At 64.9% G+C, this 14,735-nt stretch carries 12 protein-coding genes; 7 read left to right on the top strand and 5 right to left on the bottom strand.

What is annotated here, in order from left to right; all coding sequences use genetic code 11:
* Positions 1 to 40 precede the first annotated feature (40 nt).
* Positions 41 to 1,225, top strand: coding sequence for a pyridoxal phosphate-dependent aminotransferase (locus GRZ55_RS13685; protein ID WP_169287546.1), 1,185 nt, complete (start codon positions 41 to 43; stop codon positions 1,223 to 1,225).
* A 3-nt stretch (positions 1,226 to 1,228) separates the two neighbouring features.
* Here the strand turns inward: GRZ55_RS13685 and GRZ55_RS13680 are convergent, their stop codons facing one another.
* The 3 genes from GRZ55_RS13680 to GRZ55_RS13670 all read right to left on the bottom strand — a co-directional run bounded on the left by GRZ55_RS13680 (position 1,229) and on the right by GRZ55_RS13670 (position 5,012).
* Entirely contained in the window at positions 1,229 to 3,007 is a 1,779-nt protein-coding gene (locus GRZ55_RS13680) for an SLC13 family permease (RefSeq protein ID WP_246734733.1), read from the bottom strand.
* A gap of 50 nt (positions 3,008 to 3,057) precedes the next feature.
* Complete coding sequence (locus GRZ55_RS13675) at positions 3,058 to 3,822, bottom strand: SDR family oxidoreductase (protein WP_169287492.1); 765 nt, start codon at positions 3,820 to 3,822, stop codon at positions 3,058 to 3,060.
* A gap of 254 nt (positions 3,823 to 4,076) precedes the next feature.
* Positions 4,077 to 5,012, bottom strand: coding sequence for a rhodanese-related sulfurtransferase (locus GRZ55_RS13670; RefSeq protein ID WP_169287491.1), 936 nt, complete (start codon positions 5,010 to 5,012; stop codon positions 4,077 to 4,079).
* A gap of 167 nt (positions 5,013 to 5,179) precedes the next feature.
* Here GRZ55_RS13670 and GRZ55_RS13665 point away from each other — a divergent pair, with 167 nt between their 5' ends.
* On the top strand, positions 5,180 to 6,055 hold the full coding sequence (locus GRZ55_RS13665; protein ID WP_169287490.1) for an N-acetylmuramidase domain-containing protein: 876 nt from the start codon (positions 5,180 to 5,182) through the stop codon (positions 6,053 to 6,055).
* A gap of 91 nt (positions 6,056 to 6,146) precedes the next feature.
* Positions 6,147 to 6,782 carry a 2-dehydro-3-deoxy-phosphogluconate aldolase gene (locus tag GRZ55_RS13660; protein ID WP_169287489.1) on the top strand — a complete coding sequence of 212 codons (636 nt, stop codon included), beginning with the start codon at positions 6,147 to 6,149 and terminating at the stop codon, positions 6,780 to 6,782.
* 16 nt (positions 6,783 to 6,798) lie between these two features.
* Here the strand turns inward: GRZ55_RS13660 and GRZ55_RS13655 are convergent, their stop codons facing one another.
* Together GRZ55_RS13655 and GRZ55_RS13650 are read right to left on the bottom strand one after the other, a co-directional pair.
* Entirely contained in the window at positions 6,799 to 8,688 is a 1,890-nt protein-coding gene (locus GRZ55_RS13655; protein WP_246734732.1) for a DUF882 domain-containing protein, read from the bottom strand.
* A 234-nt stretch (positions 8,689 to 8,922) separates the two neighbouring features.
* Entirely contained in the window at positions 8,923 to 10,428 is a 1,506-nt protein-coding gene (locus GRZ55_RS13650; RefSeq protein ID WP_169287488.1) for a sigma-54 dependent transcriptional regulator, read from the bottom strand.
* Between the two features lie 171 nt (positions 10,429 to 10,599).
* Here GRZ55_RS13650 and GRZ55_RS13645 point away from each other — a divergent pair, with 171 nt between their 5' ends.
* The 4 genes from GRZ55_RS13645 (at position 10,600) to GRZ55_RS13630 (ending at position 14,710) form a co-directional block, all read left to right on the top strand.
* Entirely contained in the window at positions 10,600 to 12,462 is a 1,863-nt protein-coding gene (locus GRZ55_RS13645) for a M3 family oligoendopeptidase (protein WP_169287487.1), read from the top strand.
* A 66-nt stretch (positions 12,463 to 12,528) separates the two neighbouring features.
* The gene (locus GRZ55_RS13640) at positions 12,529 to 13,470 is read left to right on the top strand and encodes a DUF3445 domain-containing protein (RefSeq protein WP_169287486.1); all 942 of its coding nucleotides are present in this window, start codon (positions 12,529 to 12,531) and stop codon (positions 13,468 to 13,470) included.
* An 87-nt stretch (positions 13,471 to 13,557) separates the two neighbouring features.
* Positions 13,558 to 13,998 (top strand): hypothetical protein, encoded by a 441-nt coding sequence (locus GRZ55_RS13635; RefSeq protein WP_246734730.1) that lies wholly within the window; start codon positions 13,558 to 13,560, stop codon positions 13,996 to 13,998.
* Between the two features lie 31 nt (positions 13,999 to 14,029).
* Positions 14,030 to 14,710 carry a zinc metallopeptidase gene (locus tag GRZ55_RS13630; protein ID WP_169287485.1) on the top strand — a complete coding sequence of 227 codons (681 nt, stop codon included), beginning with the start codon at positions 14,030 to 14,032 and terminating at the stop codon, positions 14,708 to 14,710.
* Positions 14,711 to 14,735: the final 25 nt, after the last annotated feature.

Here is a 14,735-nt window from a genome sequence, read left to right as displayed (position 1 = left end):
GCTATGGCGTCCAGTGCATTGCCCGGGAGGTTCGCACGTGATGGTCCAGACGATTTCAGCATTCGATCGCATCGGCGAGGAAAACGCCTTTGCCGTGCTCGCCCGCGCCACGGCGCTGGCCCAGCAGGGCAAGGACATCATCAATCTGGGCATAGGCCAGCCCGATTTCCAGACGCCCGCGCACATCGTGGAGGCCGCGATCAAGGCGCTGCGCGACGGCCATCACGGCTACACGCCAGCCAACGGCCTGCTGGCCACGCGCGAGGCAGTCGCGCGCCGGACCCTGACGACGACCGGCGTCGAGGTTTCGCCGGAGGAGATCATGATCATGCCGGGCGGCAAGCCCACCATGTTTGCCGCAATCCTGATGTTCGGCGAAGCTGGAGCACAGATCCTCTATCCCGACCCCGGCTTTCCCATCTACCGCTCGATGATCGAGTTCACCGGCGCCGAGCCGGTCCCAGTGCCGATCCGCGAGGAAAACGGCTTCGCCTTCTCGGCCGATGAGACGTTGTCGCTGATCACCCCGCAGACACGGCTCCTGATCCTCAACTCTCCGGCCAATCCGACCGGCGGCGTGACACCGCGCGCAGAGATCGAGAAGCTCGTGAAAGGCCTCGACGACCACCCGCATGTGGCGATCCTGTCCGACGAGATCTACGACGTCATGACCTATGACGGCGAGGCGCATACCTCGCTCCTGCAGTTTCCCGAGATCCGCGACCGGCTGATCGTGCTCAACGGCTGGTCGAAGACCTGGGCCATGACGGGCTGGCGCATGGGATGGTCGATCTGGCCGAATTCAGGCAGGGGCCAGGGCCTCTACGACAAGGTGCGCAAGCTCGCGGTCAATTGCTGGTCATGTGTCAACGCCCCGTCGCAATTTGCCGGCATCGCCGCCATCGACGGACCCCAGGACGAGGTGGCGCGCATGATGGCCGCCTTCGACCGACGCCGAACGCTCGTCGTCGACGGGCTGAACGCGCTGCCGGGCGTAAGCTGCATAACCCCCAAGGGCGCTTTCTACGCCTTCCCCAATATTGCCGGCACCGGCTGGCAGGCAAAGAAGCTTGCCTCCTCGCTGCTCGAGGATGCCGGCGTGGCGCTTATCGGCGGCCCGGATTTCGGGGTCCTGGGCGAAGGCTACATCCGCCTGTCCTACGCCAATTCCGAAGAAAACATCGAGCGGGCACTCCAGCGCATGCGAAGCTTCCTTGAAGGCTGATCGCTACATCCCGTAGTAGAAATAGATCGCCGTGCAGCTTGCCAGTCCCACGGAGATGTTCATCGGGATGCCAACCTTCACGAAGTCGGAGAAGCGGTAATTGGCCGCGCCATAGACGAGCGTGTTGGTCTGGTAGCCGATCGGCGTGGCAAAGCTCGCACTGGCGCCAAACATCACGGCGACCACGAAGGGCCGAGGGTCGATCTGCAACTGCAGCGCCAGAGCGATCGCGATCGGCGCCACAAGCACGGCGACGGCATTGTTGGTGACCGTTTCCGTCAGCACCGAGGTCAGGACATAGACGGCGAGCAGCATCAGGAACGGATGCATGCCGACCATGGCGGGCATGGTGAGGTCGACGATCAGCGCGATCGCCCCCGTATTCTGCAGGCCCACGCCGACGATCAGCATCGCGAAGATGAGGATCAGGATGGATGCCTCGATCGAGCCCCAGGCCTCCTCGCTGTCGATGCAACGCAGGACAAGAATGGCGGCCACCGCGATCATCGCCAGTATGCCGATATCCATGAAATTCATGGCCGCGAGGAAAACCACCGAGGCAACCGCCAGGATGGCGATGGGCGCCTTGTTCTGGCGGTAGGCGCGCCCAGAGGGCCGCGAGACCGAGATCAGTTCGGCCTCTTCGGCAAGCGCGTCGAAACTTGCCGGAGGCCCTTCGAGAAGCAGCTTGTCGGCCGGCCGGAGACGCACGTTTTCGAGATCGGGGCCTGGTATGTGGCGGTGGCGGTGTGCGCCCAGCACCCGTACGCCAAAGCGCCGGCCAAGCGTGAGATCCGCGATACGTTCGCCAACCGTCGACTTCTGGGGTGCCACGACCGCTTCGACGGCGACCAGCCCGCCGCCGCGTTCAGCGCCTCGCCGCAAGCCCACGCGCAATGTCTTGCGTTCATTGAGGGTGAGAAGTTCCGACGTGTTGGCCAGGACGACGAGCGAATCCCCCTTCTTGAGCTGGTAATCCGGGATCCCGGTGCGAATCAGCCCGCCACCCGAGCGTATTGCCAGGATCCGCAGGCCCGGGCGGTTGAGCGCTGCGATTCGCGAAATCTTCTGCTCGGTAAAGGTGCCCTCGGCCCGCACCATGAGCTCGGATAGAAATTCCGTCTCGACGCCCTCGCTGCGGGCCACCTCCTCGCGCCTGTCGGGCAACAGGAAGCGGCCGAAAAGAAGCATGACGGTGATCCCCGTGGCCGCCGCCGCCAGGCCCACGGGAGTGATCTCGAATATCGTGAAGGCTTCCAACCCTTCCCGGCGTGCCACGCCGTCGACCAGCAGATTGGTCGACGTCCCGATCAGCGTGCACGTGCCACCGAGAATGGCGGCGTAGGAAATCGGGATCAGGAGCCGCGTCGAAGCCATGCCCAGCGAGTGCGCCATACGCACAACGATGGGGATGAGAATCAGGACGATCGGCGTGTTGTTCATGAAGGCCGACGCAGCGATCGTCGCCAGGAGCAGCATCGCGACGGCGAGAACCGGACGGTTGGTCGATCGCTGGAGCACGCTAGATGCAAAGCCCTCGATCACCCCGGTCCTCACCAGCGCGCCGGTCAGCACGAACATCGCGGCAATGGTGATCGGCGCAGAATTGGAGAACACAGACATGGCGTCGGCCGCCGGCACGAAACCGAGCACCAGGAAAACCGCGGCCCCGGCCGCCGCAGTTACCTCCACGGGATAACGCTCGGTCATGAACCCGATGAAGAGCAACACGACGAGCGCCAGCGCGATGTAGGCCTCATAGCCGGCAATGAACCCTTCCAAGAATCCCCGTCTCCATCTTGTGCCGTGCCCGCAAGGCCCAGCCTCGCGGGTCAGCCCCGTCCGACGAACGGCATTTTGGTGGCCATCACGGTCATGAAAAGCACGTTGGCGTCAAGCGGCAGCCCCGCCATGTGGAGAACGGCGTCTGCGACGTGGCGCACGTCCATGACCGCCTCGGGCGCGATCTCCCCATTGGCCTGAGGGACACCCTCAGCCATGGGGGCGGCCATTTCCGTGAACGCATTGCCGATGTCGATCTGCCCGCATGCGATGTCGAACGGCCTGCCGTCCAACGCGAGTGTCTTGGTCAGCCCCGTGATGGCGTGCTTGGTGGTGGTGTAGGGAACGGAGCCCGGGCGCGGTGCATGGGCTGAAATCGAACCGTTGTTGATGATGCGTCCGCCCATCGGTTCCTGGTTGCGCATCATCCCGAAAGCGGCCCGCGCGCAAAGGAACGAGCCGGTCAGGTTCACGTCGACGACGTCGTGCCAGACATCGACCGGTATCTCGTCGATCGGCATCGACTTGAAGCCCATCCCTGCATTGTTGAACAGGAGGTCAAGCCGGCCGAACTCCTCGGCAACCCGGTCAAACAGCCGCTCGACCTGTTCGGGCCGCGAGACATCGCAGGCAATCGGCACGGCACGGGCGTCGCCACGCGCGCCGGCCTGCGCCTCGCCGGCGGCCTCCTCCAACTTCTCCAGCCTGCGCCCGGTGAAGACGGTGCTCCAGCCATGGGCCACGAGCGCGCTCGCCACGGCGCGGCCGATGCCCGACCCCGCCCCTGTCACGACCGCGTATCCCGATTCACTCATGCCCGTCCCCTTGCTGATCTGACTAAGCAGATCGCAAATGGCGGCCACGCTGACAAGGGCGAGAAAGACTTTGCCAAGAAAATGGGCGGCCACTGTGGCCGCCCGAGCGAACCGTCTTGGGAGGAGGAAAGCCGATTCGATCCCTGAAGAATGGACCGATTCCGTTAACCGAAAGTTAATCCTGCCGGCCCTATTTACTCAAGCTTTTGCCGCGGTCGCCCGCATCATAGCCAAGGCGTATCCTAGATCGGGAGTCACTTCCGGCCGCCCATATGCTGGCCCGACCGCCGCCGGGCCGCCAATTCCAGCTGACGCTGCCGCTCGCGGTAGCGAAGCCGATCGGCCTCCGTTCGCTCGTCATGGCAATGGACGCAGGAAATACCCTCCACGAAGAGGGGAGATTGCCGCTCTTCCAGTGTAGAAGGCCGCCGGCAGGCTCGGCACAGGCGCGCCTCGCCACGTTCCAGCCCGTGACGGACCGCGACGCGTTCGTCAAAGACGAAACACTCCCCTTCCCACCGGTTCTCCTCTGGCGGCATCTCCTCCAGATAACGCAGGATGCCACCATCGAGATGATAGACATCGTCGAAGCCGGATTGGCGCATGAGCGCGGTCGCTTTCTCGCAACGAATGCCGCCGGTGCAGAACATCGCGATCTTGCGGCCTTCCAGCCGGTCGCGATTGGCCGCCACCCAGCTGGGGAAATCCCTGAAGGTCTGCGTTCCGGGATCGAGCGCGCCGGGAAACGTTCCCAGCTTGACCTCGTAGTCGTTGCGCGTGTCGATGACCACGGTCTCGGGATCGGCGATCAGTTGGTTCCATTCCTCGCCGCGGATGCGGATGCCGGCCTCGCCGACCGGATCGATGCCCTCGACACCCAGCGTGACGATCTCCTGCTTGAGCCGCACCTTCATCCGATGGAACGGCGCTTCCGCGGCCTCGGCATATTTCACGTCAAGGCGGCCGATTTCGTTGCGCGCTTCCAGCCAGGCGATCAGTTCGGCCACCGCGGCGCGCGGGCCCGCCACCGTGCCGTTGATGCCCTCCTCGGCAAGCAGCAGCGTTCCCCGGATGCCGAGCTGCAGGCAGAGATCGAGCAGCGGCTGTCGCAGATCGCGGAAGCCGGGTAGCGGCACGAACTTGTAGAGCGCTGCGACCAGCAGGCCGCGTTCGGGCGTGGATGAGATCATCGGCTGCCCATAGGCCGATGGCCGTCATGGCGCAAGCCAAAGCGGCAGGTTCCATGGCCTTCCAGCATTGCCGAGGCGGGGTGCGGGCGATTTACGGCATCGTCCGATCCACCTCCCTCGCCATGGGCACAAGATGATCTTCGCACCCAACATCGGAGACCATCGTCATGGCATCGCAGGACATCATCGGAGAATTCGTGCAGGTGGCAGAGGAGCGCGCGCTGGAACCGGCGCTGCTACTGGCAGTGGCGCAACTCGAGACCGCCTTGCGGCCATTCGCCATGGTCAATGGCCGCAACGAACCGCTGATCAGGTTCGAGGGGCACTATTTCGACCGACGACTTGGCCCGAATGCGCGTGATCGGGCGCGCCGGGCGGGGTTATCCTCGCCAAAGGCTGGCGCCATTGCCAACCCTGCCGGGCAGCCGGCGCGCTGGACACTTCTCGAACGCGCCGCAGCAATCGATCGCAAGGCGGCCTGGGAATCTACATCCTGGGGGTTGGGGCAGGTGATGGGCGCCCACTGGGACTGGCTCGGCTATTCCAGCGTCGATGCCTTCGTTGTCGAAGCGCGGTCGGGAATTGCCGGCCAGGTCCGTTTGATGGCCGCCTTCATCGACCGGTCCGGTCTGACACGGGCGCTGCGCAGCCATGACTGGCAGGCCTTCGCGCGTGGCTACAACGGCCCTGCCTTCCACAGGAACGCCTACGACACGCGGCTCAAGGCAGCCTATGAGCGCCATGCAAGGACGGCAAAGAACAGCCCCGGGCCGCAGGTCCTTAAACACGGATCGCAGGGCGAAGCTGTGCGCGAATTGCAGGCGCGCCTCGGACGGCATGGATTTCAACTCGCCCAGGACGCGATATTCGGCCCGGCGACCGAAAAGGCCCTCCGAAACTTCCAGCGAGGTTCCGCTATCCCGGAGACCGGAGAAGCCTGCGCGTCGACCTTGGCGGCTCTGGCGTGCGTTCCGTCCGGGCGATCCCGCTTCCGGTTGCCCTCGACGGGTCTTCTCAGCCGCTGGCGTGCGCGTCCTTCCTGAGGCAGCGGGCTAAGGCCGCGTATGAAATGGACAGCTTCCGCAGCGTCTGATAATCGGCGCGATGAAGGAAGCAGAAGGAAGCAGGCACGCCATGAAGAACCAATCCCTGGTTGCGGTTCTCGACGGACAACCCGTCCTGCCCGTCCTCGTGATCAACAGGCTCTCCGACGCTGTGCCGCTCGCGCAGGCACTGATGCGCGGCGGCCTGCCCGCCATCGAGATCACGCTGCGTACCCGGCATGCGCTGGACGCCATCCGACTGATCGCGGACGAAGCGCCTGAAATCATCGTCGGCGCCGGCACGGTGCGCAACGCCATTCAGTTCCAGGAGGCCGCGGCGGCCGGTTCACGTTTCATTGTCAGCCCCGGTACCACGCAGGAACTGATCGATGCGGCCAATATCAGCGACGTGCCGTTCCTGCCGGGCGTGGCAACGCCGAGCGAAGCGATGGCCATGCTGGAAGAAGGACTGACAATGATGAAGTTCTTCCCGGCGGAACCGGCAGGCGGCGCCGACTATCTGAAGGCGCTGGCCTCTCCTCTGGCGGAAGCGCGCTTCTGCCCCACCGGCGGGATCACGCGCGAAAGCGCCGATCGCTATCTGGCACTGCCTAACGTCGTCTGCGTGGGCGGGTCATGGGTTGCACCGGCCGATCTGGTGGAGAACCGCGACTGGCAGGCGATCGAGGATCTCGCACGCGAGGCCGCGCGGCTACGCCGCGCCTGACCCCTTTGTCCTAGCCTCAGTTGGCGCGGAAGCGCGCAACCGACATGAACTGCACGGCGTTGCCGCGGAACCGGTGCACGTCAGCAACCGCGACCTGCTGGAAACCGGCCGTGTAGACGGCCTGCGGTGTGCTGGTCAGCGGACCCTGGGCAAAGGACGGCGCGCGCGTTCCATTGGTGACCGTGCTGATCGAGGCCGTCTCGAACGCCCAGCGTGCACTCTCGGCCTCGACCGGCATGTTTTGGGGCCGGCGCGAGCGGGTGCGTGCATCTTGCACGCTCGGCCGCGCCGACTTGCCGGTCGTGCGCACGCCCGAATCGAGAGCCGCGACCGCATCGACGCCTTCCTGACGGGCCATGATGGCACGACGCGGCGAGGCAGCCGCCGAAATCGGTGCAAGCCGGTTGTCGCCGGTCGCCGCGAGGGCGCGCTGCTTGGCGGCGGCGGCATCCGCGCTATCGCTGTTCGACAGGGCGCCGCTGGCGCGCGCGGACGCGGATTCGGGAAGCGCGGCCAACACGATGGGCGAACGTTCGCTGTCGCCGGCCATCATGCCGGATGTCGGTGCTTCCGGCTCGGAGGCGCGCGACCGCATGAGGGGAACAGGCACGCTCCCACCGCCCGCGGAAGCCAACAGCCCTTCGATGGCTTCGCTTCCGGCATCACGTGACTGGCTGGAAAGCGCGGAAATCGATTCGGGGATGGAGTCGGCAGAGGCGACCACCAGCGACGATTCGGCCGGCGCACCGCGATCAGGGCGTGGCATGGGAATGGGAGCCATCTGGGCAGTCTGCGTCGTCTGCGCCGAGCGCCGCTCTTCCAGCTCGCGCAGGATTTCAGCTTCGTCGCGCACTTCGAAGGGCACCTCGGCGGGCGGCACGGGACGGGCCTCTGCCACGGCTTGCGCCGTGGGCGCTGCCTCCGGCGAAGGCGCGGCCTGCGTTGCAACGCCTACCGGGGCGGAAGGCCGCGGCGCGGTCATGGGGATCGGAACCCGGCTGGGCGGAAGGGCGGCCAGGATTGTCTCCGGCGTGGCCGGGCGCTCTTCGCTCTGGCGCACGGGGGCCGAAGGTGTCGGTGCGGCTGCGCGGGCGGTCGCAGTGCCCGCGCTTGCCGGAGCGGCGGCCTGGGCAGCCTGCTGGTTGGAAGAGGAACGATTGCCGCCAAACAGCGCGCTCAGGAACCCGCCCCCTGACGAGGAGCCTGCCGGGGAGGAATCCCCGCTCGCAACCTGGACGGAGCCGCGGCCGCGCTGACGGGATTCATATTCGGCCATGGCCTGCTGGTAGCCGGGAAGCGGCCTGCCGTCACTCGGCACGTGAATGGTCTTGCCGTCCGGGAACACTGCCATCAATTGCTGGCGGTTCATGCGCGGCCAGTGCCGCACGCTGCCCGAATCGAGATGGACGAAGGGCGAGCCCGAGCTCGGGTAGTAGCCCACACCGCCGCCGTGACGGCGCAGTCCGAGTTCACGCAGCTTGGCGGGCGAGACGTCCGGCAGGAAGAAGTCGATCGCCTTGCCGCGCGTGTGCTGGCTGTTGTCGGCAACGCCCGAACTGCGGCTGCGCAGCATCTGGTTCGTGGCCGGCGAGCGATAGGCGGAAATGACGTGGATATAGGCGCGCGAGCCCGACTGCTGATAGACTTCCCAGAGGAGATCCAGCACCTGGGGGTCCATCTCGGTGGCCTCGTTGCGCCGCCAGTCACGTAGGATCCAGTTGATCTTGTCGAGGCCTTCCTTGATGTAGCGCCCGTTGCGCTTGAAGGTGATCTCGGCACGCTCATTGGTGTGCGTGAAGTGCAGCCTGAGCGTCCGGGTCTCCGCGCTTGCCGAAACGGACGCCATCAGGAGGATAACCAGCGCCAAGGCGAGCGAGAGCGGCACGAATGCCGTTGCTCTGTCCAAGACCCTTGTCCCCAGTGTGGTCTTCGCTGTGATTTTCAAAACTACGCCTGTGGTTTGAAACCTGGCTTCCCCGGATATCGTCCCCCGGGTCACCCTACTGGCCTGAGTATCGATACTAATGGTTAATCAGCAATTATAGAAGGAGAAATGGGACGAGACGGTGGCAACCAGATGGCCGCCTGCCACATTCCTTCGGACCCGGTCGCCATGGTGAACGAAGCGTTGACGCGCACCTCAGGAGGCGATTCGCTCTCCGCTCTTTTCCACCTCGATGCCGAATTCCTTCAGTTTACGATACAGGGTGGAGCGCCCGATTCCGAGCCGCCTGGCAACCTCGCTCATCTGCCCGCCATAGTGGGAGATGGCAAAACGAATCAGGTCTTCCTCCACCCCGGCGAGGCTGCGAACCTCGCCGACCTCATCCAAGGCGGCCAGCAGGCTCGCCGGCCCGGCGGCGTCTTGGTCGGGCTCGGCCAGCGCCTGGGCAAAGGAGGCGATAATTTCTTCGTCGGCCATTGGCGGCGCCGCGATTTCCTTGCGCACGGCGTCGATCCCCTCGACGAGCGCGCGTATCTGCGGGAACTCGTCGACTGTCAGCGTGTCGCCATCGGCCAGCACCACGGCCCGCAATATTGCGTTCTCCAGCTGGCGGATGTTGCCCGGCCAGTCGCACGCCGTCAGCAACTCCAGGGCTTCGGCCGTGAGGCCCGCCACATTGCGTCCGGCCTGCCGGCATGCCCGCCCCAGGAAATGCCTGACGAGGTGCGGAATGTCGCCGCGCCGCATCCTGAGAGCCGGAACGTGGATGGGGAAGACGTGAAGGCGATAGAAGAGGTCCTCGCGAAACTCCCCATCCTTGACCATCTGCAGGATGTCGCGATGCGTGGCGGAGATGATCCTGACATCGACCTGGAGCGTCGCTCGGCCTCCCACGGGGTCGATCTCGCCATCCTGGACGGCTCGCAGGAGTTTCACCTGGGCGCTGATCGGCAGATCGCCAACCTCGTCGAGGAACAGCGTGCCGCCATCGGCCTCGGCGAATTTGCCGACATGCCTCTCGGTTGCTCCCGTGAAGGAGCCTTTTTCGTGTCCGAACAGGATGCTCTCGACGAGGTTTTCGGGAATGGCGCCGCAATTGACGGTGACGAAGGGTTGGTCATTGCGCGGCGACCCCGCATGAACCGCACGGGCCACGAGTTCCTTGCCGACGCCCGACTCGCCTTCGATCAGCACCGGTATCTCCGCGGTCGCAGCCTTGCGCGCCAGTCGCAGGACGCGCTCCATGGCCGCGCTCTGGCCGACGAAATCACCAACGCCTGCTTCAGCCGCTGCCTTGTGCCCGTGCGGCGCCCTCCCGGCTTCCACCGATCCCACCTTCAGCGCGTTCTCGATCAGTTTCCCGAGCCGATCCGGTGCGACCGGCTTGACGGCAAAATCGAAAGCGCCTGCCCGCATGGCCGAAACCGCGACCTCGATGCTGCCCTGTGCCGTCAGCACGATGACGGGTACCCTCACGCCCTGGCGCCGCATCGTATCGAGCACGGCAAGACCATCCATGGCCGGCATGACCAGATCGAGCACCATCGCGGCAATGGTCTGCGCACCGTCCCCGGAAAGCTGTTGCAGCGCCGCCTGACCGCTCGCCACGGCCAGCGGCCTGTGGCCCAGCTTCAACAGTACCGCCGTGAGCAGGCGTAACTGGACAGGGTCGTCGTCGACAATAAGGATTCTTCGTGACATGAAGTCTGCTTGCGATCCGTAATTGTGGTTGCGGCTTGGGCCTGCTTCAAAGTGGCACATCCCCGTGAACAAGAGTTCAAGAAGTCGGGTGAATGATTTCTTAGGACGCGGATCGACATGGAGCAGGATTTCGGGGTCGGGGGCGATCACGAGATGAGGCAAGGACGTTCTATGAAGGCCAACCAGCCAAGCGTGCAGGCAATTGCCGAATCGCGCTCACCGTCAGCGCGCGATGCGCAGCGCCAGTTCGGCGACTTGCCGGAATGGAACCTCGCCGACCTCTATCCCGGGATGGAGTCGCCTGAACTTGCGCGCGATCTCACACGCGCGGCCGAAAATGCCACCGCCTTCGAAGGCATGTGGAAGGGCAGGCTGGCGGATGAAGCAGCCCTGGGCCCTGAGGGCCGGTTGGGACAGGCCATCGAGGAGTTCGATGCACTGGAGGACCTGACGGGGCGCATAGGTTCCTATGCCGGCCTGCTCTACGCGGGAGATACCTCCGACCCGGCCCGCGCCAAGCTCTATGGCGACGTACAGCAGAAGCTGACCGACATCGGGTCTCACCTCCTCTTCTTTCCGCTCGAACTGAACCGCATCGACGACACGGTCATCGAACGGGCGCTGGAGACGTCGCCGGGCCTTGCCCGTTACCGGCCATGGGTCGTCGACCTGCGCATGGACCGGCCCTACCAACTGGAAGACCGCATCGAGCAGCTCTTCCATGAGAAATCGCTGACGGGGCGCGGCGCATGGAACCGGCTCTTCGACGAGACGATGACGGGGCTTCGCTTTCGCGTGGGCGACGAGGAACTGTCGCTTGAACCGACGCTCAACCGCCTGCAGGATCCCGATGGCGAGGTGCGTCGCGAGGCTTCCGAGGCGCTGGCGGATACGCTGAAGCAGAACCTGCGAACCTTCACGCTGATCCACAACACGCTGGCCAAGGACAAGGAGATTTCCGATCGCTGGCGCGGCTTCTCCGACATCGCCGACTCCCGCCATCTGGCAAATCGTGTCGAACGCGAGGTGGTGGACGCGCTGGCGGATGCTGTCCAGGAGGCCTATCCGCGCCTCTCGCACCGCTATTATGCCATGAAGGCCAGGTGGCTTGGCATGGAGCAGCTCAACCACTGGGATCGAAATGCGCCCCTGCCCGAATCGCCGCAGGATGTGATTGGGTGGGACGAGGCCCGCAACATGGTGCTGTCGGCCTACGGCGAATTCGATCCGCGCATGGCCGCGATCGCCCGCGACTTCTTCGAGCGCCGGTGGATCGACGCGCCGGTGAGATCCGGCAAGGCTCCCGGCGCCTTCTCCCATCCCACCGTGCCCTCGGCCCACCCCTACGTGCTGGTCAATTACATGGGCAAGCCGCGGGACGTGATGACGCTTGCCCACGAACTCGGCCATGGCGTCCACCAGGTTCTGGCCGCGCGGCAGGGCGCGCTGATGGCCGCCACGCCGCTGACTCTGGCCGAGACGGCTTCCGTCTTCGGTGAGATGCTCACCTTCCGTTCGCTCCTGGAGCGCACGACCAGCCGGCGCGAGCGCAAGGCGATGCTGGCCCAGAAGGTTGAGGACATGATCAACACGGTGATCCGCCAGATCGCCTTCTATGCCTTCGAGCGCAAGCTGCACGAGGCCCGCCGCGACGGCGAACTGACGTCCGACCAGATCGGCCAGTTCTGGCTGGAGATCCAGCGCGAGAGTCTCGGCCCCGCGATCCGGCTTGGCGAGGGATACGAGACCTTCTGGGCCTATATCCCGCACTTCGTGCACTCGCCCTTCTACGTCTACGCCTACGCATTCGGGGATTGCCTGGTGAACTCGCTCTTCGCCGTTTACCAGGACGCCGCGAGCGGCTTTCAGGACAAATATTTCGAGATGCTCAAGGCCGGCGGCACCAAGCACCATTCCGAGCTGCTGGCGCCCTTCGGCCTCGACGCGTCCGATCCCGCCTTCTGGCAGAAGGGACTTTCGGTGATCGAAGGCCTCATCGATGAACTCGAAGCGATGGAAGATGAGCCAGCTTGATGCCATGGGCGAGCGGCGGGTCGCATATGCGCGCGCACCCGTGGCGACGCCGGCGGGACCGGGACCATGAGCCTCGCCCGTACGCCCTATGACGGGTCGGCCATCCCCTTCACCATTGGCCTGAGGCCGCTCGACCCCGCCGAATGGATCGAGATCGATGACCGGCTGGTCGATCATCTGGACCAGAAGGAACGCCTCTACGCCAGCGCTCATGAGACCGTCTTCGCGGCCGAGCCATCCACGCGAGCAGCCCAGAGGGAGGTGCTGGACCTTCTCACCGAGCATCTGACGACGCGCCACCCCGAACTCTACAGAAAGAACGACGGCGTCATCGAAATCGTGCCCGCCGGCCGCAAAGTGGCGCTCACGGACCGGCCCGATACACCGCTTCTGATCGCGTCGCGCCTGGTTCAGGAGGATCTCGTACTGATGCGCAGGGACGAGAAGGGTTGGCGTCTCGCCGCAGCCGCCCTGTGCTTTCCCTCGTCGTGGAGCCTTTCTGAGAAATTCTCACGCACGTTGGACGAAATCCATGCCCCGGTTCCGGGCTTTTCGGCCGGCACCCGGTCAGCCACCCTTATCGCGCGGATGTTCGACAACCTCCGGGTGGCTCAGCCTGTCGAGCGGCTGAACTGGTCTCTGCAGGAGGATGACCGCCTGCACCACCCCCGCTCGAAAGGGCAGCGTGACGCGGGCATCAGCGCGGAAGAAGGTGGCCTGCTCGGCAAGGATCTGCTGGCCGGCACCTTCATCCGCGTCGAGCGCCAGACACTGCGCCGTTTGCCCGTGAGCGGGGATATCCTGTTCACCATCCGCATCCACCTCGATCCGCTGCGCCGGCTTGCCTCCCACCCCGATGGGGCCCGGCTTGCCGCGTCTCTGGCCGATCAGCTCGGAGCGCTCAGTGACGCCCAGATCGCCTACAAGGGCATCGCGGAAAACCGGCTGGCGCTGATCGACGTATTGAGTGCAATTGCCGAGCGCCGTGCCCTGAATGCTTCTGCCTGACTCATGGCCAGTGCAACAAAACCAGCGTCGCTGCGTTCACGTTGCGTTGGCCTTTACTCGCCTTGCTTTCGCCCCTGAAACGGGCCAATGGAAAAGGCCAGCGGTTCCGAGGAGAGGGAGTTTTCCATAATGTCCAACGCGATGTTGAAAGGTGCGGCAGCCATAGGTCTCGCCGCCGCGCTCGCCGGCTGTCAGGCCATGGGTCCTCCGCCGATGCGCGGTCCCGTTTCGCAGGCGCCCACGGCGCCGACGATGAATATCGAAGGTGAATGGCTGAGCACGGACGGCGTGGCCACATCGCGCTTTGTCGGAGGCCGCTTCACCACGGTTGCCAACGATACCGGCAACACCATTTCGGAAGGCAATTACGGGCGGCGCGGCGAGAACGTCTACGAGATTAACGGTCAATCGCTGCTGCGCCAGGCCCCCATCAGCTTCAACTGCATGATGATCAGCGCGACGCAGCTCAACTGCACCGCGGCCGCTGGCAACCAGTTCTCGCTGGTACGCCGTCAGGGCATGTCCTGATTTGACGCGACAAGGAGGGTGACCGCCGCCGATGCTCGTCGCGATCGCTGTCGCCCTCCTCCTCGCCGCCGTCGTCCTCCCCCAGCTCTGGGTCCGCCATACGATTTCGAGGCACTCGGACGAACGTCCCGATCTTCCGGGGACGGGTGGCGAACTCGCGCGGCATCTCCTCAATCGCTTCGACCTGCCCAATGTCGGGGTCGAGATTACCCAGACCGGCGATCACTACGATCCGGAGGCGAAGGTGGTGCGGCTCTTGCCGCAGCACCATGATGGGCGTTCGCTGGCTGCTGTCGCTATTGCGGCCCACGAGGTCTCGCACGCGCTTCAGGATGCGGGCAACGAGCGGATGCTGGGGATGCGCCAGCGGCTGGTCAAGCTGGCGATGGTCAGCGACCGCCTCGCGGGGATCGTCTTTCTTGCCGCCCCGGTCCTGGGAATAGTGCTGCGCGCGCCAGCCGCGCTGTTCGGCGTGATAGCCATTGGCGTGGCGCTGTTGTCCGTGCGGGTCATCGTCAATCTGGTCACCCTCCCCGTCGAGCTCGACGCCAGTTTCGGCAAGGCACTGCCGATCCTCAAGGATGGGCAGTATCTCCAGGAAGAGGACCTTTCTCCCGTCCGCAGCGTGCTTCGGGCGGCGGCATGGACCTATGTCGCGAGCGCACTCATTTCGCTGATCAACCTTGCGCGCTGGATCAGGCTGCTGCGATAAGTGTGACGGAGAAACCAGGGGGGAA

Source organism: Chelativorans sp. ZYF759 (assembly GCF_012911015.1).
GTDB lineage: Bacteria > Pseudomonadota > Alphaproteobacteria > Rhizobiales > Rhizobiaceae > ZYF759.
This window is presented reverse-complemented; position numbering and strand designations above follow the sequence as displayed.